Here is a 26465-nt window from a genome sequence, read left to right as displayed (position 1 = left end):
AGTTGGTTAGAATACCGGCCTGTCACGCCGGGGGTCGCGGGTTCGAGTCCCGTCCGCTCCGCCAACATTAAGACGAAAGCCCTAGCAGCAATGCTAGGGCTTTTTTCGTTTGTTTTCGTTTTGGCCCTTTTTTCGTTTGTTCTCGTTTGTTCTCGTTTGTTTTCGTTTGGCATCGCGGGTTATTTTGTTTTGGTTAGAGAAAGCCGCTGCAGTTAAAGGAGAGGCATTTCAGTTGGTTAGATTCTTACAGGAAGCGGCCTGTCTCGCGTGCCGAAGGCACACGGGCCAATGCCGGACCGTCGGTCCCGTCCTCCCCGGCTCGTTTCACTTCGCGCGCATGAGCACATCGCTTCGCGATATGCGCCCACCAACATTAAGATGAAAGCCCTAGCAGCAATGCCAGGGCTTTTTTCGTTTGTTTTCGTTTTGGCCTTTTCCAATTTCTTTCGATTAACCCTCTCTTTCCTTATGGTGTTTCAGCCTTAGTCATTGCGATGCTATCGATCGCCAATCCGAATTTCTTACTCGTAAAAGTGGCCAAGATCGCCGGTGCACTTTTGCCTAGAACCGAGAAACTGTAAAGCGGGCATAACGCCACCTTGCATGAATATCGAACATGCTGCCTTGCTCCCTATTGCTATTGCACCCGGCCTTACCTACCTTATGGCCAAGTGAAATGTCTTAGTTTCAAGGGATGGATATGAAAATAGAAATGATCTGCACTGGTGAAGAGGTGTTATCCGGACAGATAGTCGATACCAATGCGGCATGGGCAGCAAATGCCTTGATGGATCACGGCATAGAGATGCAGCAGCGGATCACGGTAGGCGATAGATTGGATGATCTGGTCGAGGTGTTTCGGCAACGCAGCGAGCACGCCGATGTCATTCTGGTGAATGGCGGACTGGGCCCAACCAGCGATGATATGTCTTCCGAGGCGATGGCAATGGCCAAGGGTGAACCTTTAGTTGAGTGTACGCTGTGGCGGGAGCGCATCGAAGAATGGTTTACGCGTAACGGTCGACACATGCCCGAGAGCAACCTGAAACAGGCGATGTTACCCGCATCGGCCATCATGGTGGACAACCCTGTCGGCACGGCTTGTGGTTTTCGCGTCAAACTCAATCGTGCCTGGCTCTTCTTTACGCCCGGGGTACCCTTCGAATTTAAGAAGATGGTGACCGAGCAGTTTATCCCCTTTGTGGAGCAGATCGCCGATAGCCATGTCGAAGTCGAGGTGCAGAAACTACTGACAATAGGTCAGGGAGAATCGGCACTGGCGGATAAGCTCGAGGGCATGCCGCTTCCCGAGGGGATGACCTTAGGTTATCGCTCCTTTATGCCCTATATCGAGATTAAGCTGTTCGCTCGAGGGGTAGAGGCTATAGCCGAGTTAGATAGGGTAAAAGATGAGGTGCTTGCGCGTTTGGGCGATGCCGTGGTGGGGCATAACGTGACCTCTCTGGCACAGGTGATCCACAACGGGCTGCTATCTTCCGGTAAGCGTTTGAGTATTGCCGAGTCCTGTACCGGCGGCATGATTGCCAACAACCTTGTGGCCTTTGCCGGCAGCTCCCAATATCTGGATCAGGGACTGGTGACCTATAGCAACGAGTCCAAGGTGCGCGTATTGGGGGTTAAGCCTGCGACCCTAGATGACCATGGGGCGGTCTCTATCGCTACGGTTGAGGAGATGGCCAAGGGCGCCAGAGGCTTGCTGGACAGCGACTATGCGCTGGCCACCAGTGGTATTGCCGGGCCCGAAGGTGGCAGCGAGGCAAAGCCGGTTGGCACTGTGGCGATCGCCCTGGCGACCCGGCAAGGCGTGTATAGCCAGATGCTTAAGTTTCCGGCGCGCTCCCGGGAGCTGGTGAGACAGCTGAGCACGGCGGTTGCGCTGGATATGCTCAGGCGTGAGCTGCAAGAGTCGCCGGTATTGGTGGACTATTCCTCTTACCCGAGATTTGCGAGATAACTAAATAGGCATGAAGGCGCCTAGCGTTACGGCACCTAGCGTTAAGGTGTTAACGTAAAGCGCCTATAACAGCGAGGTTTGAAGCCGAATTAATCCTTAAAGACGAGGTTAATTTTACCCGGGACGACCTGGATGCGTTTGGTCATCTCGGCGACAAGCGCCTGATTACCCTCCTGGGTATCGAGTAAATACACAGGTTGGGTCTCCAGAAAATGGGTGATGAAGCCCATGAGCTGCGGGCTCACTTGGCCTATGGCCTGTTCGAGATCTTTTGGATTAGAGCTCAGGCTCACCAACGCTAGGTCTCTCAGATAGAGGCTGTGCTGTTCGGCATCATACCAAGGTTTGGCTTCGAACTCGGCCGTCATGGTGGCATCGAGTGGCATCAGCGGGTTGGCCACCTTGATAAGACTGTTAGCCGTGATCGCCATGGTGTCGGCCTTGTGGCCAAGCTTGACCTTCACACCATTGATCTTCATCTCTATGCCAAAGAAGCGATTGCCCTCTTTGACCTCGAAATGCATCTCGTCGTTCAGGTAGTTGGTGAGCTGGCGCTCGCTGATGCTGTATTGACTGACACATGCAGTCAAACTCAGCATCAGCACGCCTATTAGGGCTAGGCTTCTCATTAACCCGTGTTTCTCATGCCCGCCGCCACACCGGCGATGGTGAGCATCAGTGCCAGCTCGACATTGCTTGATCCTGCCTGCTCCTTACGGGTACGCGCCAGGAGTTCGGCCTGGAGGAAGTTGAGCGGGTCGATATAGGGGTTGCGTAGCTCTACCGATTCACGATTCCATGGGGTATGCGACATCAAGGCGTCGGACTGGGTCAGCTCCAAGACCACCTTGATCCCTGTTGCCATACGGCTACGTAGGGCTTCGCCGAGATGATGTAGCTCTTGCGGCACTAGGCAGGTCTCATAGTACTTCGCCAGGTTAGGCTCGGCCTTGGCGTAAACCATCTCTAGCATGGAGATGCGCGTCTCAAAGAAGGGCCACTTCTGCTCCATCTCCCTTAGTAGGGCGAGCTCGCCGCGGTCGGCTGCCTGTTGCAGCGCCTCACCTGCTCCCAGCCAGGCTGGTAGCATCAAGCGGTTTTGCGACCAGGCGAAGATCCAGGGGATAGCGCGCAGGCTCTCGATACCGCCATCCACACGGCGCTTGGCGGGGCGACTGCCCAGTGGTAGCTTGCCTAGCTCGACCTCTGGTGTGGCAGCGCGGAAGTAGGCGACAAAGTCGGGCTCCTCACGCACTATGGCGCGGTAGGCGCTGACCGAGTCACTGGCGAGTCGTTCCATCGCCTCGCGCCACTCTGGCTTAGGTTCTGGTGGCGGCAACAGGGTGGCCTCCATCACGGCTGAGGTATATAGCGCCAGGCTCTGCACTGCCAGCTTAGGCAGGCCGAACTTGAAGCGGATCATCTCGCCTTGTTCCGTTACCCTGATGCGGCCATCTACCGAACCCGGTGGCTGTGACAGGATCGCCTTGTGGGCTGGTCCGCCGCCACGGCCTATGGTGCCGCCACGACCATGGAACAGGGTAAGTTTGATGTCTGCCTGGTTACAGACCTTAACCAGTTTTTCCTGCGCACTGTATTGTGCCCAGGCGGCCGCCATGACCCCGGCGTCTTTGGCCGAGTCTGAGTAACCAATCATCACCTCCTGGCTGCCCTTGCAGTAGCCGCGGTACCAGTCGATGTCGAATAGCGCCGAGATGCAGGTGGCGGCGTTGTTGAGATCGTCTAAGGTCTCAAACAGTGGTACCACTCGCATTGGGTGCTGGCATCCCGCCTCTTTTAAGAGCAGGAGTACAGTGAGTACGTCCGACGGCTGGCTTGCCATGGAGATAACATAGGAGCCAAGGGCCTTAGGCGACTGGCTGGCGATCAACCTGACCGTGCTGATCACCTCGGCAACTTCGGCACTCGGTTCCCAGTTATGGGGGATCAGTGGACGCTTGCCGCTTAGTTCCCGCAGCAGGAAGGCCTGTTTCTCATGTTCGTCCCAGTGGTCGAAGTCACCAAGGCCAAGGTAACGGGTCAGCTCGGCGATGACGTCGCTATGGCGCTGGGCATCCTGGCGGATATCCAGGCGCAGCATATGAATGCCGAAGCAGGCCAGACGACGCAGCATATCCAGCAGCAGGCCATTGGCGATCAGGCTCATCCCCGACTCGGTCAGGCTGCGGTAGAGCAGGGTCAAAGGTTGCTTGAGATCGTCCTCGTGCCAGATAAGGCTATCGAGATCCACCTCGGGCGAATGTCCCTCTAGGCGGGCGTTTAGATAATCTATGGTGTCGCGCAGCTTCTGCCTCAGCTCGCGCAGCACCACGCGGTATGGTTCGTGGCTGTTGTCTGTGAGGGCCAGCAGTTCCTCGTTGGCCTCCTCCATCGACAGCTCGTTGACCAGCAAGACCACATCTTTGAGGTAGAGGCGTGCAGCCGTGTGGCGGTTGCGATCCAATACTTCCTGGGTGACTTTGGCGGTGACGAAGGGGTTGCCGTCGCGATCGCCGCCCATCCAGCTGGAGAAGCGAATGGGTGCTATGTCGCTGGGCAGCTGCTTGCCGGTGCGCTCTTCGACCTGTTCGTTGAGCTGGCGCAGAAAGTCGGGAATGGCTTGCCAGAGTGACGCCTCTATGGTGCTCAGTCCCCAGCGGGCTTCGTCCACCGGTGTTGGGCGCTCGTGGCGTATCTCGTTGGTGTGCCAGATTTGGGCGATAAGCTGTCTGAGTCTGAGGTGATTCTGTTTCTTCTCGCGCTCGGTGAGCTGCGGGTTTTCCAGGGTGGCGAGACAATCGACCACGGCGGAGTATTTCTGGATCAGGGTGCGACGCGAGATCTCGGTCGGGTGCGCGGTGAGTACCAGATCGATATCCAGTGTCTGTAGGCACTCGAGCATCTTGTCTTGATCTATGCGTCCGTTGAGCATACGTCCGAGGAGCTGATCCACGGGATCGGGCACACATACCAGCTCGTCACAGTTACGGCTGATGGTATGGAACTGCTCGGCGATGTTGGCCAGGTTGAGAAATTGGTTGAAGGCCTTGGCAAAGGGGACCAACTCTTCGTCGGGTAGGGCCGCCAATAGGGTAAGCATCTGTTCCCTGGCAGTATCGTTGCCTTGGCGAGAGCTCTTGGCCAGGTGTCTGATCTGTTCAATCTTGTCTAAAAAGGGCTCGTCCATGTGTGTGCGAATGGTATCGCCTAATATTTGGCCTAACGTGCCCACATTGGATCGCAGCGACGCGTACATATCTGTCATAAATGCTCCATACCCACGAGTTAATCAATCACCTTACCTAGGCTATCAGGTTTAGGTCAATACAGCATATCTTCATATCGTATGCTTATGTGTTCTATATCACCCTGCGTGAATTTTTTAAGTGATCCTATGAGGTTTTGATGCAGGCGTGGTACATCAACTGTTTGAGTAAGTCGACGGTTTTGTTGATATAGGCGGTGTCCAGGTACTCGTCCGGCTGGTGTGCCTGCTCTATGCTGCCTGGCCCCCAGACCAAGGTTTGACACCCAAGTTGCTGAATATAGGGCGCCTCGGTAGCATAGTTGACCACCTCGGGAGCCTGGTTCGACAGTTCGGCGACCAGCTGGGACCATTGGGCATCGGCCTGCCCCGCGAAAGGTTGCGAGCCGGGATAGAGCTGGCTAATGCTGATGGCACCAGGATAGCGCTGGCTCAGCTCGGCCAGATATTGGGTCAGTAGTTGCTCCAAGGCCTCTAACGGCAGGCCGGGCAGGGGGCGGATATCCAGGTGCAGATCGCAGCAGCCGCAGATGCGGTTGGCGGCGTCGCCGCCGTGGATATGGCCAAAGTTCATGGTGGGATAGGGCACGCTGAAGGCTTCTTCGCGGTAGTGCTCTGCCAGGTGTTGCTTCAGCTTAAGGAGCTGGCCGATCACCTGATGCATGATCTCTATGGCGTTGAGTCCCTTGGCCGGATCTGAAGAGTGACCGCTGCGCCCCGTGATGCGGATGCCCTGTGCCAGGTGTCCCTTATGCATGTAGACAGGCTTTAGGCCGGTGGGCTCGCCTATGAGCGCATATTCAGGCGCGATGGCCTTAGACTGGGCGAAGGCCTTGGCGCCATTCATCGTGGTTTCTTCATCGGCGCTGGCGAGTATGTAGAGCGGCCGCACGAAATCTTGGGTCGGCATCTGGCGCACCGCCTCTATGACCAGGGCGAAGAAGCCCTTCATATCGCAGCTGCCTAGCCCATACCAGCGATTATCCTTCTCGGTCAGGGTAAAGGGATCCTGACTCCAGCGTCCCTCGTCGAAAGGAACCGTATCTGTATGTCCCGCCAGCAGCAGTCCACCGCGTCCCTGGCCGATCTTTGCCAACAGGTTGTGTTTACCACGGGTGTCGGGGACGGCCTGCATCTGGCAGTCGAAGCCCAGATCGGTGAGCCACTGGCTCAGAAGCGTCACCACGCCTTGGTTGCTCATGTCGAGTTCGGCTTCGAGGGCGCTGATGGACGGCGTGGCGATCAGCTCGCGGAAGGATTGCTTGATATCGGGAAAGGTTTTCATCATTTGACTCAAATCACCAATTTTATTTAAAAATATCTATTCAATATTATTGCATAATTAGTTTGTTGTGTTAGTCTATCAAACAGCTAAAACGAGCGCCATTATTAAAGGCTTAACTTAGAGATAAAAAATGAACAATTTCTTCTTACTTTTTGCATATAAGGTTAGCTGTAATCACTTCCTGCGACGATAATCTTGTCATATTGGTATCTATACCAGGGCTTAAGCAGTGCCCCTCTCTTTTTTACCGTTAACACAATATAGAAGTCATAAAGTATGAAAAGCATAGCGATAATTGGCGCCAGTGGTTACACAGGTGCTCAGGTTACTTCACTGATCCAGGCCGATGATCAGCTTAAGATTCAAGGCCTCTATGTTTCTGAAAACAGTCTGGATAAGGGCAAAACTTTGGCTAGCCTGTATCCGGTTTACAGCCATATCGATCTTAGCCTGGCACCGCTAACAGAGCAGGCCAAGCAGACCATAGTCGATGAGGCAGATGCCGTGGTGTTGGCGACCGATCATGGTGTGAGCCTGCACCTGGCGGCCTGGTTTTATCAGGCGGGTCTGGCGGTGTTCGACCTTTCCGGCGCCTACCGTTTTGCCGATAGCGAACAGTATCCCAAATGGTATGGTTTCGAGCATATCTACTCAGAGGTGTTGGCCGAGGCTGTCTATGGTCTGGCGGAGTGGAACGCCGAGGCGATTGCCGCGAGCAAGATGATTGCCGTGCCAGGGTGTTATCCCACGGCTTCACTGACGGCACTGAAACCCCTGAAAGATCTGATGACAGACAGCCTGCCGGTGATCAATGCCATCAGCGGCGTGACCGGTGCAGGCAGAAAGGCGCAGCTGCACACCAGCTTCTGCGAGGTGAGCCTGACGCCCTACGGTGTCCTGGGTCATAGACATCAACCCGAGATAGCGACTCACCTAGGACAGCAGGTGATCTTCACTCCTCACCTGGGCAACTTTAAGCGTGGCATCCTGGCTACCATTACCGTGCAGATGAAGCCCGGAGTGAGCGAAGCCGATATTGCCAAGGCCTATGAGGTGTATGAGTCGGCGTCTCTGGTGAATGTGTACCATAATCAATTTCCTAAGGTTGACGACGTGGTGCATACCCCTAACTGCCTGCTGGGATGGAAGTACGATCCCCTCAATGGCTACCTGGTGGTGGCAAGCGCTATCGACAATCTGATGAAAGGTGCTGCCAGTCAGGCGCATCAATGCATAAAGATTCATTTCAATTATTAATATTGTCACCTGTGAGAGAGAAGTAGCTATGTCGGCAAATAAGAAAACCTTAGTGCTTAAAGTGGGTGGCGCCCTGATGCAGTGTGAGATGGGGCTGGCGCGCCTGATGGCAAGCGCGGCCAACATCATCAAGTCGGGCCAATCTGTCATCTTGGTTCATGGTGGCGGTTGCCTGGTAGACGAGCAGCTCAAGGCCAATGGCATGGAGACGGTCAAGCTGGATGGTTTGCGTGTCACCCCCGAAGAGCAGGTGCCGATTGTGGTGGGCGCGCTGGCGGGTACCTCTAACAAGATCTTGCAGGCCAGTGCCATCAAGGCGGGCATCACGAGTGTGGGCATGAGCCTGTGTGATGGCGCCATAGTCAATGGCAGCATCAAAGATGAGCAGCTCGGCTTCGTGGGTGAAGTGTCGCCCAATGACCCGACTTACCTGAACTTCCTATTGGCCCAGGGCTGGATGCCGATTGTCAGTTCGATCGCCGTGGATGACGCGGGCAATCTGCTTAACGTCAATGCCGATCAGGCCGCGACCGTGATCGCCAAGCTGGTGGAGGGCCAGCTGGTGTTGCTATCCGACGTGAGCGGCGTGCTCGACGGTAAGGGACAGCTGATCAAGACCCTGGATAAGGCCCACGCCGATGAACTAACCAAGTTAGGCGTCATCGAGAAGGGGATGAAGGTCAAGGTCGAGGCGGCACTAGAGGTTGCCCAGTGGATGGGACAACCGGTACAGGTTGCCTCATGGCGCGACGCCGAACAGTTGAGCGCGCTGGAGAAGGGCGAGTCAATCGGCACACAGGTTATGCCACATTAATTAAACGGAACATGAGAGCAGTATTCATCTAGGAGTAGATATATGAATCACCTACTATCGATAAAAGAGCTTAACCAGCAGCAGCTGATCGACTTACTCGCCCTGGCGAAGACGATCAAGGCCAACCCAGAAGACTATCGCAAGGCACTCGACGGTAAGAGTGTGGTGATGTTATTCGAGAAGCCATCGCTGCGAACCCGCGTAAGCTTCGATATCGGTATCCATAAGTTAGGTGGTCATTGTCTCTACCTGGATCAGCAAAACGGCGCCCTGGGTAAGCGTGAGCCGGTATCTGACTTTGCCGCCAACATCTCTTGTTGGGCCGATGCCATAGTGGCGAGAACCTTCGCCCATTCGACCATAGAGCAGCTGGCCGAGCATGGCAGCGTGCCTGTGATCAACGCGTTGTCGGACATGTACCATCCCTGTCAAGGGCTGGCGGATTTTCTGACCCTGGCGGAGCAGTTCGATGACGTCAGCAAGGTTAAGCTGGCCTATGTAGGCGATGGTAACAACGTGACCCACTCGCTCATGTATGGCGCGGCGCTGCTGGGTGCCAAGATGACGGTGATCTGCCCGCAGGGCCACTTCCCCGACGGCCAGGTGGTGCTCGAGGCCCAAGCCATCGCCGAGGCCCATGGCGGCGAGTTGGTATTGAGTTCGGATGTCGAGGCGATCGCAGGCCATGATGCCATCTATACTGATACTTGGATCTCCATGGGAGACAACGCCAGTCTAGACGAGATCAAAGCCAAATTTGCTCCCTATCATGTCGATAGCGACATGATGAATAAGGCGGGAGCCAAATTCTTTATGCATTGCCTACCTGCTTACCGTGGCGTCGAGGTAGCTGCCGAGGTGGTCGATGGGGCCGGCTCACTGATCTTGCAACAGGCAGAGAACCGCATGCATGCGCAAAATGCCGTATTAGTGACCCTACTGAGTTAACGAATCTTCCCAATAGCTATTGGGCCAACGAATTGAGTATTTAGGAAAACAAAATGTCTAGCGAAAACAACAAAGCATCGGTGAAAAAAGTGGTACTGGCCTACTCAGGTGGTCTGGATACATCGGCGATCATTCCTTGGCTGAAAGAGACCTATGATAACTGTGAGATCGTCGCCTTCTGCGCCGACGTGGGTCAGGGCGAGGCCGAGCTTGAAGGGCTGCATGAGAAGGCGATCGCCTCGGGTGCGTCTGAGTGCCATATCGTGGATCTGAAAGAGGAGCTGGTGGCCGATTATATCTACCCCACCATAGCGACTGGTGCAATCTACGAAGGCACCTACCTGCTGGGCACCTCTATGGCCAGACCTATCATCGCCAAGGCTCAGGTGGAAGTGGCACGTAAAGTGGGCGCCGACGCCGTATGTCATGGTTGTACCGGTAAGGGTAACGACCAGGTGCGCTTCGAGGGATGTTTCGCCGCCCTGGCACCGGATCTTACCGTGATCGCCCCTTGGCGTGAGTGGAGCATGGTGAGCCGTGAAGATCTGCTGGACTATCTGGCAGAGCGCAACATCAAGACTACTGCCTCGGCTACCAAGATCTATAGCCGTGACGCCAACGCCTGGCACATCTCTCACGAAGGTGGTGAGCTGGAAGATCCGTGGAACGAGCCAAGCAAAGAGGTGTGGACCATGACGGTCGCGCCGGAAGACGCGCCCGATGAGCCTGAGTATGTGTCGGTAGAGATGGAAGCCGGTCGTATTACTAAGGTTAATGGTCAGTCATACACTCCTTATGGTGCCCTGATGGCCCTTAATGAGATTGCCGGCGCCCATGGCGTGGGCCGTATCGATATCACCGAAAACCGTCTGGTGGGCATGAAGTCTCGTGGTTGTTACGAAACCCCAGGCGGTACGGTAATGTTTGCCGCGCTCAGAGCGATCGAAGAGCTGGTACTGGACAAGACCAGCCGCGAATGGCGTGAGCAGGTAGGTGCCAAGATGGCGCATCTGGTCTATGACGGTCGTTGGTTTACCCCACTGTGTGAATCGCTGCTGGGGGCCTCTCAGCCACTGGCGAACCTGCTGAATGGTGAAGTGGTACTTAAGCTTTACAAAGGCCAGGCACAGGCGGTGAAGAAACGTTCTCCTAATAGTCTTTATTCTGAGGAATTTGCCACCTTTGGTGAAGACGAAGTCTATAACCAAAAAGATGCGGAAGGCTTCATTCGTCTCTATTCATTGGCGAGCCGTATCCGGGCGCTAAACGTTAAGTAGAGTCGACGAAGTAATAAAGGGGCGGCGAACGCTCCTTTATTTTAAGAGCAGATTTACGAGCTAATTTAAGAGCTGATTATAGAGGATAGTGAGATGGCGTTATGGGGCGGAAGATTTAGCCAAGAGAGCAGCGCACTGTTTAAACTTTTCAACGATTCCCTGCCGGTCGATTATCGGCTGGTGGAAGAAGATATTGTCGGTTCCATTGCCTGGGCCGATGCCATCACAGGAGTGGGCATTCTCACCCAGCAAGAGTGTCAGTCGCTCAAGCAGGCGCTACAAGCGTTGCTGGCCGAGGTGAAGGATCAGCCTGAGACAATATTGGCCTCGGGCGCCGAAGATATTCATAGCTTCGTCGAGCAATCCTTGATCGCCAAGGTCGGTGATCTGGGTAAGAAGCTGCATACCGGCCGTTCGCGTAACGATCAGGTGGCGACCGATTTGAAACTCTGGTGTAAGAAGGAAGGCCTGGCCCTGCTCGAACTGCTGGCACAGTTAAAGGCAGCCTTGCTGTCACTTGCTGAGCGTGAGCTGGACGCCGTGATGCCGGGTTACACTCACCTACAGAGGGCGCAGCCTGTGGCCTTCGGTCACTGGTGTCTGGCCTATGTGGAGATGTTTGAGCGTGATATCAGCCGTCTGCAAGATTGTTTGCAACGTCTCGATACCTGTCCGCTCGGCACCGGCGCGCTGGCCGGTACCGCTTACCCTATGGATAGACATGCGCTAGCCAAGTCTTTGGGATTTGCCTCGCCAACCCTTAATAGCTTAGATACTGTGTCTGACCGTGACCATGTGATCGAGTTATGCTCCGATGCAGCCATCAGCATGATGCACCTGAGCCGCATGGCAGAAGATTTGATCTTCTTCAACAGTGGCGAGGCGGGTTTTATCGAGCTGGACGATCAGGTCACCTCGGGCTCTTCGCTCATGCCACAGAAGAAAAATCCAGATGCGCTCGAGCTGATCCGTGGCAAGACGGGCCGGGTCTATGGCAGCCTGATGGGCATACTGACCACCATGAAGGCCCTGCCACTCGCCTATAACAAGGATATGCAGGAAGACAAAGAGGGTCTGTTTGACGTAATGGACAGCTGGTCTATCTGTTTGGAGATGGCTGCGCTGGTACTTTCTGGTTTAAAGGTCAACAGAGAGAATACCCTATCGGCGGCCCAGCAGGGCTATGCCAATGCAACCGAGCTGGCTGATTATCTGGTGGCCAAAGGCATGCCCTTTAGAGAGGCGCATCATGTGGTGGGTGAGGTGGTAGTCGAGGCGATTGCCCAGAAGAAGCCTATCGAAGAGTTCGAGCTGGCTAGCCTGCAGGCGTTCGCCGCTGTCATTGAGGAAGATGTATATCAATGTCTGACGATCGACTCATGTCTAGCTAAACGTGAGGCTCTGGGTGGTACGTCTCTCAGTCAGGTGAAGGCTGCGTTGGCTGCCAAGGGCTAGTTTAGATAAATTCTGTCTAATCAATTGATTAAAAAACCTGCAGTCGCAGGTTTTTTTACATCTAAAGTTTTATACGCTTCAAAAAATTGGCGCTATGAATTCACTAAAAAATGGCTTAAGGCTAGTGAAATTAACTGGGCTGGTGGCGAGTGGCACCAGCCCAATTGACCGTTATTGGAAGAGATCTTCCACCGAATCGTCGATAAAGATATCTTCCTGAGTCTGCGCCTCGGTGGCAAACTCCTTAGGCTCGGTACCCTGAATGAAATACTCGAACTTGGTGGTGTAGTCTGTCTTACGGCTCAACTTGCCTGTGGCCAGGTCGATACGGGCCGACACTATCCCTTCCGGTGGCGGAGAAGGTAGCTCAGGCGTGCCTTGGAGGGCATTCTTCATAAACTCGTTCCAGCCTGGGCCGGCTGTCTTGGCACCGGCCTCTGCACCCGAGATCTGATCTTTCGCGCCGTTGGTGTTCCATGCGGTGCGGCCCAGTTCGATGCTGTGATCATCGAAGCCTACCCAAACAGTGGTGGCCAGCGTCGGCGAAAAACCACTGAACCAGGTATCTTTCGATTCGTTGGTGGTACCTGTCTTACCGGCGATATCGTGGCGATTGACGACGCGTGCGGCGCGCCAGGCGGTGCCGTTCCAGCCCGTGCCTTTACTCCAATCGCCGCCGCCCCAGATAACACTCTTGAGCGCTTCGGTGATCAAGAAGGCGGTCTGTTTGCTGATGATCTGAGGCGCATGGCGAGCCGTGCTCGGACAGCTAGGATCTTCAGAAACTATCTCCTGGTCGACGACCTCCTGACTAGCGTCTTCTTGGCTGGGCAGCTCCTGTGCCATGGCGGCGAACGGATCGTCCGCTGGAAGCGTCTGCGGTTCGATTAGCTCAGGAGTACAGGCTAGGGTTGGATTGGCTTCCTCTACCGTCTGATCGTAGGCATTATCGATATGGTCGATAAAGTAAGGCTCTACTCGGTAACCGCCGTTAGCAAATACCGAGAAGGCGGTGACTACCTGTAGCGGCGTGACCGAAGGTGACCCCAGGGCCAGGGATTCATTTTGCGGTAGATCTTCGCGGTCGAAACCGAATTTCACCAGGGTCTCGATTGCGCTTTCCAGCCCCGTATAGCGCATGGCGCGTACCGACATGACGTTGATCGATTGTGCCAGTCCCACCCTTAGGCGTGTCGGCCCCGTATACTTATCGGGGGAATTCTTTGGACGCCACGCCGTGCCCTGACGAATATCGGCATTGTTGATGGGAGCGTTGTTGATGAGCGTCGCCAGCGTATAACCTTTTTCCAGTGCACCTGTGTAGATGAAGGGCTTGATGTTGGAACCTAGCTGACGTTTGGCCTGAGTAACGCGGTTGTACTGGCTGGTGTGGAAACTGTAGCCACCGACTAGGGTCTTGATGGCACCATCCTTAGGATCCAGTGAGACGATGGCGCTGGCCACCTCAGGGATCTGAGACAACTGCCAGATGTTACCATTGTTGCGGATCCAGACCTGCTCACCGGCTTTGAGGATCTCGCCTGCTGTCTTGGGGGCCTTGCCCTGGCGCTTGTTGCTGATGAATTTACGTGCCCACTTTAGTCCTTCCCACTCGAGGGTGAGGGTCTCCCCCTTGGCGTTGATAACCTTGACACTCTGCTCGGCGACCTCGGTGACGGCAGCAGGCTCGAGTCCCTGGAAGCCTTTAGTCTGCTTAAGCTGCGCAACGATTTGAGTCTCGTCTAGCTCGGTTGAGGCTTCGGCCTCCCATAATACTTTGGTGGCGCCGCGATAGCCGTGGCGCTCATCATAGGCGTAGACGTTATTGCGTAGTGCCTCCTGAGCCAACATCTGCAGGCGAGAATCGACCGTGGTGTAGACGTTGTAGCCGCCGGTATAGGCTTCCTCTTCACCGAGTGTATCAACTAGGTAGTCGCGGGCCATCTCTGAGATATAGGGGGCGTAAAGCTCTACCTCGGCGCCATGATACTTGGCGGTGATCGGAGCCCTTATCGCCTCTTGGTACTCGTCCTGAGTAATGTTCTCTTTCTCCAGCATACGGTTGAGTACCCAGTTACGGCGATTCATCGCTCGCGATGGATTACGTATCGGGTTGGCCGCAGAAGGTGCCTGGGGTAGGCCGGCGATCATGGCCATCTCTGGCAGGGTGAGCTCGTGGAGTTCCTTACCATAGTAAACCTGAGCGGCAGCGCCGACACCATAGGCACGGTTCCCCAGGAAGGAACGGTTGAGATAGAGGGTTAAAATCTCTTTCTTGCTTAGGGCCTTCTCAATTTTAAGAGCCAGAAAAATCTCTTTGATCTTACGAATATAGGTTTTCTCTCTGGAGAGAAAGAAGCCGCGGGCAACCTGTTGGGTGATGGTACTCGCCCCCTGGCTCTTCTTACCCGTGGTGGCCAGAATCACGGCAGCACGTATGATGCCGATGGGATCGATACCCTTGTGTTCGAAGAAACGGGCATCTTCTGTATCGAGTACCGCATTAATCAATTGTTGCGGCACCTGCTCATATTCGACAGGAATGCGGCGTTTTTCGCCAAATTGTGAAATTAATTTGCCGTCCATGCTGTAAATTCGTAATGGAGTTTGCAATTTTACGGTCTTAAGAGTGGTAACATCGGGGAGGTCCGGCAGCACATAAAAATAGGCCGCAGCAATTGCGCCTATTCCCAAAAGGGCTAGGCTGAACAGAGCGATGGTAATTCGTTTAAACCACTTCACCAGATAATTCCAATAAATTTAGCAGGCACAATAGTATATAAGGCGAGCAGCTATTGGTGAAGCAAAAATGGTTGTCAAAAAAATGGCAATTGTAAAAGTTACAAACATTTTGTACAAATATCTATAACGAGTTGATTTTGTGCTAATCTAATCCCTGAAACTATAACAAAAGTGACGATGGACTATGCTTTCAAATTTATGGAAGCGTCAGGCTCCGCAGATGGTTGGGATCGATATCGGTTCCCACGAGATAAAAGCAATACTGCTGAGTAAGACTGCTGATGGTTATAAAATTTTGAGTCACGCAGCGGTGCCCGTTAAAAAAGGCGCCGTTAATGATCATGAAATAAGAGATTCAGACGCGGTGTTGGAGTCCTTAAGATTGATCAAACGATCTTTGCCTAAGAGCGTAAAATATGCGGCAGCAGCGGTTTCGGGATCGGCTGTGATGACCAAGGTGATCTACATGGATGCCGCCCTCAGTGAAGAGGAGATGGAGACGCAGATCGAGATCGAAGCCGACAACCTTATCCCCTATTCGCTCGATGAAGTCAGCATAGATTTTGAAACTCTCAATGTTAACAGTGCCGACCCCTCCAAGGTGGATGTGCTGCTTAGCGCGTGTCGTACCGAGAATATCGATGCCAGGGTCGATAGCTTGGACGACATCAATCTAGAAGCCAAAGTGATTGATGTTGAAGGATATGCCTTGGGACGCTCCTTCGAGTTGGTCGCCGCCCAGTTACCCGATGGTGCCGAAGATAAGGTGGTTGCGCTGGTGGATATCGGTGCGAACATGACAACTTTTGCCGTGGTGGAGAAGGGCGAAACGACCTTTATTCGCGAACAGGCATTCGGTGGCGAGCAGTTCACTCAATCCATCTTATCTTTCTACGGTATGTCTCATGAGCAAGCGGAGAAGGCCAAGCTCGAAGGCGATCTTCCCCGCAATTATATGTTCGAGGTGCTCTCGCCCTTCCAGACACAGTTACTGCAACAGATCAAACGTACCTTGCAGATTTACTGCACTTCTAGTGGCAAGGACAAGGTGGATCATATCGTCTTGTGTGGTGGAACCTCTAAGCTGGAAGGTATGGCTAATCTGCTCACCAACGAACTCGGTGTTCATACCATTATTGCCGACCCATTCTTGGGTTGTCTGCATGCGGACGAGCAAGTGAAGACGCAACTACAGCCCAATATTAATAAATACATGGTCGCGTGTGGATTAGCGCTGAGGAGTTACTCTCAATGGCGAACATAAACTTATTGCCCTGGCGCGAAGAAGCAAGAGAAAAACAAAAACGCGATTATTTAGGGATATTAGCAGCCGTATTTATCGGCGCAGCATTAGTCGTTTATTTAGCCTTAACCGTTATCGATATGATGACCGAGGAGCAGAGAGGAAGAAATGCCTATCTGCAGGGCGAAATTCAGCTGTTAGAAAAACAAATTGCCGAAATTAAAAAGATTCGCGAGCGTAAGAAAGATATCGAGCGCCGTACCGAGATCATATTAAACCTACAACAGGCGCGAAATTTACCGACCCACGTATTGGATGAGTTGGTGCGTGTTGTGCCCCCAGGAATATACCTTTCCAGCATAGAAAAGAAGGGCAGTTTATTGTGGATAGAGGGGCGTAGTGAGTCTAATAATAACGTCGCCAACATGATGCGCAAGATCAAGGCCTCTATGTGGTTACACGATCCTAATATGCAATCGATCGTCTCGCAGAATGATGAGATGCGCCAGTTACAGCGTTTTAGTTTAAGGGTCTCTATCGGTGAAGAAGATGCAGATGATGCCAAGACGACACAAGGAGCGAGCAAATGAAACTCGATCTGAGTGAATTCAATGATATCGATTTTGAGAACATTGGCGGTTGGCCGACCCAGGTTAAGGTCGTATTCGCCTCTTTCTTGGCCATCATTATCTTCGTGGCGGGATATTTCCTGTTTGTCTCTGATGCCATCGATGTCCTCAAAGGTGAGCAAGATAAAGAAATCACCTTAAGAGATGATTTTAAAGCGAAATATCAATTGGCGGCTAATCTTAAGTTGTACCGAGAGCAGCTGGCGGTCATGGAGGTTCAGTTTGCTGAGCTGTTGAAGATGTTGCCGTCGCAAAATGAGATGCCTGGCTTACTCGATGATTTGACCTTCGTTGCCACCGATTCGGGACTGGGGATTCAGAGCCTGGAGTGGCAAGAAGAGATACAGCGTGATTTCTATATCGAGTTTCCTATCAGCATGTCGGTGACGGGTGATTATCATGAGATGGGGCATCTGGTCAGCGGTGTCGCTAAGTTGCCACGTATCGTGAGCCTGCATGATTTCGTCATAAAGCGAAGTGATAGCGGTGAACTTGCCATGGAAATCTTGGCTAAGACCTATCGTTTCAAAGAGGGCGCTCAGGTTCCTAAAGACAAAGCGGCGAAGGGGGCGAAGAAATGAAGAAGCTACCTTTGCTAATTCTAGGCTTGATGCTAACGGGTTGTATGGGAGATCGCAGCGATCTTGAGCTGTTTGTAACCACCACTAAGGCTCAACATGTCGCGCGTGTGCCTCCCCTGAAAGAGCCTCCTAAGTTTGAACATTTTGCCTATCAGGCAGAGTTGATGCGCAGTCCCTTCGTACCACCTTCAAGAGAGTTGACCGAAGAGGTGCTCGACACGACTAAAGATTGTCTACAGCCAGATCTGAAACGGCGCAAGGGGCGTCTAGAGACTTATGCCCTGGACAACTTAAAGATGCGTGGTACCTTGAGCGAAGATAAGAATATTTGGGCCTTGATCGAGACTAACGATGGTAGCGTTTATCGTCTAGGTGTTGGCGAATACGTAGGTTTGTATCACGGGCGAATTGCTAAAGTTACACAGCAAATGGTCGAAATAGTTGAATTAATTCCAGATGGGACAGGTTGCTGGGCTGAAAGAATGAGCAACATGGAACTGACTGGTGAATAACAAAGCGAAGGATGAGGGAATAATGGAATCTTCTGCCGCGAAAAGCGTTTTATTAAAAAAGTCGCCCCTGTTTAAAGTGGCCTTTGGCTTGGCTTTATTGTTGGGTGTGGCGCCGTATTCTTCTGCTGCGAACCGTCTGATTGATGTCAAATACCACTCAATTGTCGACCATCAGTTAGAGTTACAACTTGTCTTTGAGGAGGCTGTGAAGGAGCCTGAGATTAATCTCAATGCCTCTCCGGCACAGATCATCCTTGGGTTCGACGATAGCCTGTCTGGGCTGGAAAAAGATATCCTACCGATCAACAACGTTGGCGTTAAGTCCATGTCCACTCTGCAGGAAAGCGAGCAGCTTAAGGTGCTGGTGGATCTGGCTAAGGTCAAGGCCTATCAAGGTAAGGTGCTGGGTAATACCTATCGCCTGACCATTAACGATGAGGTCGCCAGTCGTAGCGACACGGCCGCGAATCCTTTCGTTAACGGTATCAAGAACATAGATTTCCACCGTACAAGCGATGGTGGCGGTGAGTTGTTGGTTAAATTAAATAACTCGTCGGTGGCTGCCAACGTGCAGCAGGTCGGTGCCAAGCTAGAACTTAAACTTTACAACACTGACATAGGCTCAGATCTTCTCTATGTCATGGATGTTCAAGACTTTGCGACGCCGGTGAAGAGCTTTGAGACCTTTAAGGATGAGTTGACGGCACGAGTATTGGTGGATGTCTCGGGTCAGTACGAGTACAACTACAAGCAGGAAGGCAACCTATTCAGACTCAACGTGCGTAAGGCAGAGCGCGCCGCCGTCGTCAAGGAAGAGAAGAAGTATGAAGGTCGCTCGCTTTCTCTTAACTTCCAGAGCATCTCGGTACGCACTGTGTTGCAGATCATTGCCGATTATAACAACTTCAACCTAGTGACCAGTGATACGGTCGAAGGGGATATCACGCTGAGACTCGACGATGTGCCTTGGGACCAAGCCCTGGATCTGATTCTGCAGACTAAGGGGCTGGATAAGCGCATCGAGGGCAATATCTTGATGGTGGCACCAGCCGAAGAGATCGCCATTCGCGAGAGCCAAGAGCTGAAAAACCAGCAGGAAGTGAAAGAGCTCGCGCCGCTATACTCTGAATATCTGCAGATCAACTACGCCAAGGCAACAGACATTGCCGAGCTGCTAAAAGGGGAAGATGCCTCTCTGTTATCGGCTCGTGGCACGGTTGCGGTGGACGATAGAACCAATACCCTGTTGGTTAAAGATACCGAAGAGAGTCTGGAGAGTATTCATCGTCTGGTGGAAGTTTTGGATATCCCTATTCGTCAGGTGTTGATCGAATCTCGTATGGTTACTGTGAAGGATGATGTCTCTGAAGATCTCGGTATCAAGTGGGGCATTACCGATCAGCAGGGCAACAAGGGGACTTCCGGTAGCCTGGAAGGCGCGAACGATATTGCAAACGGTGTCGTGCCGGATATTGGCGACCGACTGAATGTTAACTTGCCGGCGGCTGTGGCGAACCCAACCAGCATCGCCTTCCATGTGGCTAAATTGGCAGATGGCACCCTGCTGGATCTTGAGCTGAGTGCGCTGGAGCAAGAGAGCAAGGGTGAGATTATCGCCAGCCCGCGCATTACCACCTCAAACCAGAAGGCGGCCTATATCGAGCAGGGTGTTGAGATCCCTTATGTCGAATCGGCTTCCAGTGGTGCTGCCACTGTGCAGTTTAAGAAGGCGGTATTGTCGCTGCGCGTGACACCACAGATCACCCCTGATAATCGTGTGATCTTAGATCTTGAGATCACTCAGGACTCTCAGGGTAAGACGGTCGATACGCCACTGGGTCAGGCGGTGTCTATCGATACCCAGCGTATCGGTACTCAGGTGTTAGTGGATCACGGTGAGACCATTGTGCTCGGTGGTATCTATCAGCAACAATTGATCAATCGTGTCAGCAAGGTACCCGTACTCGGTGATATTCCGTTCTTGGGCTACCTTTTCAGAAACACCACAGATAAGAACGAGCGCCAAGAGCTGCTGATCTTCGTGACACCTAAGATTATCTCCGAACAGCTGTAGTTCGAAGCATATCTGAGATAAAGCCAGCGTTTCGACGCTGGCTTTTTAATGCCTGAGTATAATTTCACAGAATTTACTCCCTCTACTTGCCTTTGAGGGGAATTAGCTGAGATAATCCGTGGTCAAGTCTCATTAGAGCAAGGTAACATTTAAGGTCGGCCTGATTTTTTGGCTGGCGTAGGCAAACTTTCCATATAAGATTCAGACGTAAAGCAATGGCTGAAAAACGTAATATTTTCCTAGTAGGTCCTATGGGGGCTGGCAAAAGCACTATAGGCCGTCATCTGGCGCAGATGCTTCATTTAGAGTTCCACGATTCAGATCAAGAGATTGAAAACCGTACCGGTGCTGATATCGCGTGGGTATTTGACGTTGAGGGCGAAGAAGGTTTTCGTCGTCGCGAAACACAAGTTGTTGCCGATTTAACTGAAAAACAGGGTATTGTTTTAGCCACTGGCGGCGGCTCCATTCAGAGTAAAGACATTCGTAACAACTTGTCTGCCCGTGGCATAGTGGTCTATCTGGAAACCACTATCGATAAGCAGGTTGCGCGTACCCAGCGCGACAAGCGTCGTCCACTACTTCAGGTTGAAGACCCAAGAGAAGTGTTAGAAAAGCTTGCTGAGATCCGTAATCCACTGTACGAAGAGATTGCCGATGTCATAGTCAAGACTGACGAGCAGAGCGCAAAAGTTGTTGCAAATCAAATTATTGACCAATTAGGCTTCTAAACATTAGGCGGTAGAATGGAACAGATTCAGGTTGAACTTGGTGTACGCAGTTACCCTATCTTTATTGGCCAGAATCTCCTCGAAAATAGCGATTACTTTTCAAGCTATCTTCAAGGCAAAAAAATTCTAATCGTAACTAATGACACAATAGCGCCTCTGTATCTGGCTAAGGTACAGGCGCTATTGGCTTCCTACCAATGTGCCGATCCTGTCATCTTACCCGATGGCGAACAATACAAGACACTGTCGCAGATGGATGCGATTTTTACCTCGCTGCTCGCGCAGAATATGGGGCGTGATTCCGTATTAATTGCCTTGGGTGGTGGTGTCATAGGCGACATGACGGGCTTTGCCGCCGCTTGTTATCAACGCGGTGTCGATTTTATTCAGATCCCAACGACCCTGTTGTCACAGGTCGATTCTTCCGTGGGGGGCAAGACGGCGGTCAACCATCCCATGGGCAAGAACATGATAGGCGCCTTCTATCAACCTAAGATGGTTGCCATAGACACTGCGTGTCTGCACACCTTACCGGCTCGCGAATTTGCCGCCGGCATGGCCGAGGTGATCAAGTATGGCATTATCTGGGATGGCTCATTTTTCAGTTGGTTAGAGCAGAATGTTGCAGCGCTCAAATCGTTGGATGAGGCGGCGCTCACCTATGCTATCGCCAAATGTTGCCAGATTAAGGCCGACGTCGTGGCGCAAGATGAGACCGAACAAGGGGTGCGTGCCCTGTTGAACCTTGGACACACCTTTGGTCATGCCATCGAGGCGGAGATGGGTTATGGTGTCTGGCTCCACGGTGAAGCCGTGGCGGCTGGCACAGTACTTGCTGCGCAAACTGCATCTAAGATGGGGCTGGTGGATGAGTCAATTGTTTGTCGAATCGCAGCGATATTCGAGGCATTTGACCTACCAACACAGGCCCCAGAGGCGATGGACTTCGAACAGTTCATCAAGCATATGCGGCGTGATAAGAAAGTGCTGAATGGAAAACTCAGACTGGTTCTGCCAAAGGCCATAGGCCAGGCAGAGGTGTATGGCGAGGTTTCCGAGTCCCTTCTGCAAGAGGTCATTAGCCGCGCCTAGTTTGTGTGGTGATTAAGTGACAATTCAAACAGCTATTCTCTTACCCAGTCAGGAGTCTCTGCTACATAGATTGCAGCACGTGGTCTTGTATGGCCAGCAGTTGACTGTGTTGACGGGGGAAACCGGCGCTGGAAAGACCACACTCACTACGGCGCTGGTAGACACCTTAGATGATGTCAGCTCGGCCCTGGTCGTTTGTCCACAGCATGTCGATAGCGCCGAGATCCGCCGTAAGATCTTAGTCCAACTCCTAACCGAACCGGTTTTTGACGACGAATTGCCGCTGCCTGAAACCCTGTTGCGCCTCGGCGATGCCTTGCCCTCACACAGTCATATCGTGCTCGATGATGCCCAATATCTGCCTCTAGAGCTGTGGGCGGAATGTATCGTCTTGAGCCAGCTAAACATTGCGGGCAAAAAGCTTTCGCTGACACTAACGGCCCCGGCGGATTACTTAAATCAGATCTTGACCCAGCTACCAGAGACACAGCGTCCGCTCTTGCTGCCTGTCGCCATATCGCCTTTAACCTTGCCAGAGCGCGAGGGTCTCTATTATACCCTGTTGCATCGCAGCGAAGAGACGCCTTTTACGCCGCGGGATATCGTCAGAGATCAGCTGCATCGTCAGCAGGGGGCACCGGCCGAAGTCTTGAACCTGCTCTACCTGGCACTGCACGGTGAACCTGCAGCCCCCAAGAAAAATCCTTGGCCTGTCTATTTGGCCATAGGTGCCTGCATAGCCTTTCTGCTCGCCAGTCTCTATTTGTTATGGGCTGAACCTGAAGAGATCATGACCAAGTCTAAGGTGCAGACAGTTGCGGCGGTGCGCGCGGATGCCTTTAATCAAGGCTATGGGCAGATTCTGCTGAGTGGCTATTTTGCTGAACGTGGACGCTTGAGTGAGAGAGCTCAAGAGTCTGCAGATGTCGCCGTCGATTCAACCGAGTTGGCTACTCAGTCAAGGACTCAGCCTGAAGATGAGCTAGGAAGTGAGATAGAAGGAGCGTCTTCACAAGATGAAGTGCTAGCCCATCAGGATGAGCACCAAGCCGAACAAGCGCTTTCATCACAGCAAGATACTCAAGCACAAACGCAGCTGGTGCATTCGAGTCAGGCACCAAGCGATGCCAAGGCGCTTGATAAGCAAGTGGAAACCTTTGCCGTTGAGCCTGTGAGCGAGCCGAATGAATCTCGCAATCTGGGTGCATCGACTGCGTCCATGCCACATCCGACTGGCTATACGCTACAGCTGGCGACGGTGAAACGTCTGGAGTCGCTCGATGCGACGATCGCCAAGTTGCCCGATGCTAATCAGGTGCAGATAGCTCGCTATAAAAGCTACTGGGTGCTCCTCTATGGCCAATACACAGACAGGCAGGCGGGTAAGCAGGCAGCGCTCGATTTAGCCCAGACGGCTCAGTTACCGTCACCATGGTTGAGAGCCTGGGTAGATTTATCCGGTTATGAGCTGCAACAAGGGGCTGTGAGTCGTGAAATTCATTAATAAACAGAGTACAATCGACAACTTGTTTTCATTGTGCACTCAATCGATTTAGATGATTAAAAAACAGAGAGCCTTCTTAAAATGGGCCGGCGGTAAATTTAAACTGGTTGATGCGCTCACCCAGCACCTGCCCGAAGGCGACAGATTGGTGGAGCCCTTTGTCGGCGCAGGCTCGGTATTTCTAAATACCCATTACAAGCGCTATCTCTTGTGCGATATCAATCAGGATCTGATCAATCTTTATCAGATAGTGCAATCCACACCGGAAAAATATATCACCGAGGCGAAGGCGATGTTTGTCGAAGCCAAGAATGATAAAGAAGCCTACTATCAGGTGCGCAGTGAATTCAATCAGACCCGGGATCCCTTCCTTCGCTCAGTCTATTTTCTCTATATGAACCGCCATGGGTTTAACGGTCTGTGCCGCTACAACTCCAAGGGCGGCTTCAACGTGCCTTTCGGTTCATACAAGAAGCCCTATTTCCCTGAAGAGGAGATCAAGGCCTTCGCCGAAAAGGCGCAGGTGGCCGAGTTTAAGTGTATAGGTTACGAAGAGGCCTTCGAGCTGACTCAGCCAGGCGATGTGGTCTATTGCGACCCGCCTTATGCACCACTCTCCACCACCGCAAGCTTTACCACCTATGTGGGCTCTGGCTTTAGCCTGGACGATCAGGCGTTGCTGGCGCGTAAGTCTCGTCATACGGCGATCGACAGAGGCATCCCCGTGCTCATCAGCAACCATGATATTCCCCTGACGCGGGAGCTGTACCATGGCGCTAGATTCGACACCATTCAGGTGCAGCGCAATATCAGCCAAAATGGCAGTAGTCGTAAGAAGGTCGATGAGCTGATGGCCCTGTATGATGACAGCTATCATAGCGAAAACGATTAAGCCCAAGCTAAGGCATTAGTTAAGGTATTAATTAAGGCATTAGCTAAGGTTTAGTTAAGACGGTTAACTGAGTGCTAGGCCAGCACGAGTTTCACGATAAAGATGAGTGAAACGACCAGGGCGATGGCCAATAGAATCCCCATCACTATAAAGGGCAGCGGCGAGCTAGACTGAAAGTCACGTATGCGGTTTTGCTCTGTCTGCACGCCAAAGAAGGCGGCTAGGGTGCTCAAAAAGAGTTGCAGCAAGAGGTTGCCTAGAGGCGCTGTTTGCTGGTGGGGGTGACATCATCCATGGGCGTGTCTTGATGACCATGGAGCAGTTCGAGCAGATCGACAAAGTGCAGTTGATTAGAACGGCTTCGGCCCGTCAGCCAATTGCTCCAGCTGACATTATCTGCCTGTTCGGCACAGCGGTTATTGGGATGACTGGCTGGGAGAGAGGAGTTGTAGCTGGTGTTGCTATCGCACACGCAGGCCAGGTTGGTTTCATTTTCACTGAGACTCTGAACGCCAATGGCAGTAAAACCAACAACGGCGGCTGTGACGGTAAATACCGTTGCCGATTTCATCTTGGCTGAAACTTTGGCCTTATCTCTCATCTCTACATCCTGTGAATATGGAAACCCCTAATCAGCGCATTATAGCAAAGGCGTTTATATTTTGAACATAATTTTTCGGTGAGGCTATTTGCCACAGGTGAAATTTACTCAATTCTGAACCAGAACACGTTTAATCGTTTATCGCCTATAGAGGCTGGACTGGGCTATAAGGTAGAATAGCGTAATTCTTATTCAGATTAGTGAGTTTATCATGCGTCCATTTCTAATTGCTCCCTCTATCTTATCTGCCGACTTTGCCCGTCTCGGGGAAGATGTCGAGGCCGTGCTGAAGGCCGGTGCCGATGTGGTTCACTTCGACGTGATGGATAACCATTATGTGCCAAACCTGACCATAGGCCCTATGGTGTGTAAGGCGCTGCGTGATTACGGTGTGACCGCCGATATCGACGTGCACCTCATGGTGAAGCCTGTGGATCGCATCATTCCCGATTTCGTCGACGCCGGCGCCTCTATCATCACCTTCCATCCAGAGGCCTCTGAGCATATCGACCGCACCCTGCAGCTGATTAAAGAATCTGGTTGTAAGGCTGGCCTGGTATTCAACCCGGCGACTCCGCTGCACTATCTGGATCATGTGATGGATAAGCTGGACGTGATTCTGCTGATGTCGGTTAACCCAGGTTTTGGTGGCCAGTCCTTTATCCCGTCGACACTGGATAAGCTGCGCCAGGTGCGTGAGCGTATCGATGCCAGCGGTTTCGACATACGTTTAGAAGTCGATGGCGGCGTTAAGGTCGACAACATCGCCGAAATCGCGGCGGCGGGTGCCGACATGTTCGTGGCTGGCTCGGCCATTTTCAACAAGCCAGACTACAAGGCGGTGATCGACGAGATGCGCGGCGAGCTGGCTAAGGTCGATGCCTGAGTATGAAAGCCCAATCTATTAAGGCTATCGCCTTCGATCTCGATGGCACGCTGATCGACAGTGTGCCGGATTTGGCGGCTGCCACCCAAGGCATGCTCGCAGAGCTTACCTTGCCCCTGTGTGATGAGAATCAGGTACGCAGCTGGGTAGGTAACGGCGCGGCCAAGTTGGTCGAGCGTGCGCTGACCTTCGCCCGCGGTGAGCAAGCCACACAGGCCGATATCGATGCGGCCATGCCTCTGTTTAGCAGGCACTATGAGGTTAATCTGCAACAGCATAGCCGCCTCTACGATGGCGTTAAGTCTGCGCTTGAGCAGTTGGTTAAGCTGGGATATCAGCTGGCGATTGTGACCAACAAGCCCTATCGCTTCACTGTGCCTCTGCTGGAGGCGTTCGGTATCGCTCACCTGTTTAATCAGGTGCTGGGTGGTGACTCGCTGGAGAAGATGAAGCCGGACCCCCTGCCGCTGACTCACCTCAAACAGACATGGCAGCTCGATGATGAGCAGCTTTTGATGGTGGGCGACTCTCGAAACGATATTTTAGCGGCGAAAGCGGCCGGTATTTCCTCGATCGGCTTGACCTACGGGTACAACTACGGTGAAGATATTGGGCTCAGCGGCCCAACGGCCGTTTGTAACACATTTAGCGAAGTATTGGCGCAGATAACAGACAGCCAAATAGTATTGGAGCAATAAATTT

The 26465-nt window shown here is 52.6% G+C and carries 23 protein-coding genes; 17 read left to right on the top strand and 6 right to left on the bottom strand.

Features of this window, described 5'->3' with window-relative positions; translation table 11 throughout:
• The first annotated feature begins 700 nt into the window (after positions 1–700).
• Complete coding sequence (locus L2731_RS17245; protein WP_249254652.1) at positions 701–1975, top strand: CinA family nicotinamide mononucleotide deamidase-related protein; 1275 nt, start codon at positions 701–703, stop codon at positions 1973–1975.
• Positions 1976–2064: 89 nt separating this feature from the next.
• Here L2731_RS17245 and L2731_RS17240 read toward each other — a convergent pair whose 3' ends face one another.
• The 3 genes from L2731_RS17240 to argE form a co-directional block, all read right to left on the bottom strand.
• The gene (locus L2731_RS17240) at positions 2065–2604 is read right to left on the bottom strand and encodes a YceB family lipoprotein (RefSeq protein WP_249254651.1); all 540 of its coding nucleotides are present in this window, start codon (positions 2602–2604) and stop codon (positions 2065–2067) included.
• A complete protein-coding gene (gene ppc / locus L2731_RS17235) occupies positions 2604–5240 on the bottom strand; it encodes a phosphoenolpyruvate carboxylase (RefSeq protein WP_249254650.1) in 2637 nt (878 codons plus the stop codon). The genes L2731_RS17240 and ppc overlap by 1 nt, the downstream gene beginning before the upstream one ends.
• A 127-nt stretch (positions 5241–5367) precedes the next feature.
• Positions 5368–6525 carry an acetylornithine deacetylase gene (argE, locus tag L2731_RS17230; protein ID WP_249254649.1) on the bottom strand — a complete coding sequence of 386 codons (1158 nt, stop codon included), beginning with the start codon at positions 6523–6525 and terminating at the stop codon, positions 5368–5370.
• A gap of 276 nt (positions 6526–6801) precedes the next feature.
• Here argE and argC point away from each other — a divergent pair, with 276 nt between their 5' ends.
• The 5 genes from argC to argH all read left to right on the top strand — a co-directional run bounded on the left by argC (position 6802) and on the right by argH (position 12276).
• On the top strand, positions 6802–7782 hold the full coding sequence (gene argC / locus L2731_RS17225) for an N-acetyl-gamma-glutamyl-phosphate reductase (protein ID WP_249254648.1): 981 nt from the start codon (positions 6802–6804) through the stop codon (positions 7780–7782).
• A 28-nt stretch (positions 7783–7810) separates the two neighbouring features.
• Positions 7811–8596 carry an acetylglutamate kinase gene (gene argB, locus L2731_RS17220; protein WP_011864010.1) on the top strand — a complete coding sequence of 262 codons (786 nt, stop codon included), beginning with the start codon at positions 7811–7813 and terminating at the stop codon, positions 8594–8596.
• Positions 8597–8638: 42 nt separating this feature from the next.
• Complete coding sequence (locus L2731_RS17215) at positions 8639–9544, top strand: ornithine carbamoyltransferase (protein ID WP_249254647.1); 906 nt, start codon at positions 8639–8641, stop codon at positions 9542–9544.
• Positions 9545–9597: 53 nt separating this feature from the next.
• On the top strand, positions 9598–10821 hold the full coding sequence (locus tag L2731_RS17210; RefSeq protein WP_249254646.1) for an argininosuccinate synthase: 1224 nt from the start codon (positions 9598–9600) through the stop codon (positions 10819–10821).
• Positions 10822–10914: 93 nt separating this feature from the next.
• On the top strand, positions 10915–12276 hold the full coding sequence (argH, locus tag L2731_RS17205) for an argininosuccinate lyase (protein ID WP_249254645.1): 1362 nt from the start codon (positions 10915–10917) through the stop codon (positions 12274–12276).
• 171 nt (positions 12277–12447) lie between these two features.
• On the opposite strand, the gene L2731_RS17200 is transcribed toward argH, so the two are convergent.
• On the bottom strand, positions 12448–15018 hold the full coding sequence (locus L2731_RS17200; RefSeq protein WP_249254644.1) for a penicillin-binding protein 1A: 2571 nt from the start codon (positions 15016–15018) through the stop codon (positions 12448–12450).
• Positions 15019–15202: 184 nt separating this feature from the next.
• On the opposite strand from L2731_RS17200, the gene L2731_RS17195 reads away from it, so the two are divergent.
• The 9 genes from L2731_RS17195 to L2731_RS17155 all read left to right on the top strand — a co-directional run bounded on the left by L2731_RS17195 (position 15203) and on the right by L2731_RS17155 (position 24276).
• Entirely contained in the window at positions 15203–16282 is a 1080-nt protein-coding gene (locus L2731_RS17195) for a pilus assembly protein PilM (RefSeq protein WP_041511768.1), read from the top strand.
• Positions 16270–16851 carry a PilN domain-containing protein gene (locus tag L2731_RS17190; protein ID WP_041511769.1) on the top strand — a complete coding sequence of 194 codons (582 nt, stop codon included), beginning with the start codon at positions 16270–16272 and terminating at the stop codon, positions 16849–16851. Before L2731_RS17195 ends, L2731_RS17190 begins: the two co-directional genes overlap by 13 nt.
• Positions 16848–17471 (top strand): type IV pilus inner membrane component PilO, encoded by a 624-nt coding sequence (locus L2731_RS17185; protein WP_239853179.1) that lies wholly within the window; start codon positions 16848–16850, stop codon positions 17469–17471. Before L2731_RS17190 ends, L2731_RS17185 begins: the two co-directional genes overlap by 4 nt.
• On the top strand, positions 17468–17983 hold the full coding sequence (locus L2731_RS17180; RefSeq protein ID WP_249254643.1) for a pilus assembly protein PilP: 516 nt from the start codon (positions 17468–17470) through the stop codon (positions 17981–17983). Before L2731_RS17185 ends, L2731_RS17180 begins: the two co-directional genes overlap by 4 nt.
• Before the next feature lie 22 nt (positions 17984–18005).
• Positions 18006–20057: a type IV pilus secretin PilQ gene (locus tag L2731_RS17175; RefSeq protein WP_239853267.1), complete on the top strand. Its 2052-nt coding sequence runs from the start codon at positions 18006–18008 to the stop codon at positions 20055–20057.
• 215 nt (positions 20058–20272) lie between these two features.
• Complete coding sequence (gene aroK, locus L2731_RS17170; protein WP_011864020.1) at positions 20273–20788, top strand: shikimate kinase AroK; 516 nt, start codon at positions 20273–20275, stop codon at positions 20786–20788.
• Between the two features lie 15 nt (positions 20789–20803).
• Entirely contained in the window at positions 20804–21880 is a 1077-nt protein-coding gene (gene aroB / locus L2731_RS17165) for a 3-dehydroquinate synthase (protein ID WP_249254642.1), read from the top strand.
• Between the two features lie 16 nt (positions 21881–21896).
• The gene (locus tag L2731_RS17160; protein WP_249254641.1) at positions 21897–23384 is read left to right on the top strand and encodes an AAA family ATPase; all 1488 of its coding nucleotides are present in this window, start codon (positions 21897–21899) and stop codon (positions 23382–23384) included.
• Between the two features lie 52 nt (positions 23385–23436).
• Positions 23437–24276 carry a Dam family site-specific DNA-(adenine-N6)-methyltransferase gene (locus L2731_RS17155; RefSeq protein ID WP_249254639.1) on the top strand — a complete coding sequence of 280 codons (840 nt, stop codon included), beginning with the start codon at positions 23437–23439 and terminating at the stop codon, positions 24274–24276.
• A gap of 74 nt (positions 24277–24350) precedes the next feature.
• Here the strand turns inward: L2731_RS17155 and L2731_RS17150 are convergent, their stop codons facing one another.
• Positions 24351–24524 (bottom strand): DUF2970 domain-containing protein, encoded by a 174-nt coding sequence (locus L2731_RS17150; RefSeq protein ID WP_249254638.1) that lies wholly within the window; start codon positions 24522–24524, stop codon positions 24351–24353.
• Positions 24525–24532: 8 nt separating this feature from the next.
• Positions 24533–24877, bottom strand: a complete 345-nt coding sequence (locus tag L2731_RS17145; protein ID WP_249254637.1) for a hypothetical protein — start codon at positions 24875–24877, stop codon at positions 24533–24535.
• Between the two features lie 211 nt (positions 24878–25088).
• Here L2731_RS17145 and rpe point away from each other — a divergent pair, with 211 nt between their 5' ends.
• Together rpe and L2731_RS17135 are read left to right on the top strand one after the other, a co-directional pair.
• Positions 25089–25763, top strand: a complete 675-nt coding sequence (gene rpe / locus L2731_RS17140; protein ID WP_160798695.1) for a ribulose-phosphate 3-epimerase — start codon at positions 25089–25091, stop codon at positions 25761–25763.
• Positions 25764–25765: 2 nt separating this feature from the next.
• The gene (locus L2731_RS17135; protein ID WP_249254636.1) at positions 25766–26461 is read left to right on the top strand and encodes a phosphoglycolate phosphatase; all 696 of its coding nucleotides are present in this window, start codon (positions 25766–25768) and stop codon (positions 26459–26461) included.
• The last annotated feature ends 4 nt before the right edge of the window (positions 26462–26465 follow it).

The organism is Shewanella aquimarina (assembly GCF_023349185.1).
In the GTDB taxonomy this organism is placed as follows: Bacteria; Pseudomonadota; Gammaproteobacteria; order Enterobacterales; family Shewanellaceae; genus Shewanella; species Shewanella aquimarina.
The sequence above is the reverse complement of the archived record's forward strand: the minus strand, read 5'-3'. Positions and strand labels throughout refer to the sequence as shown.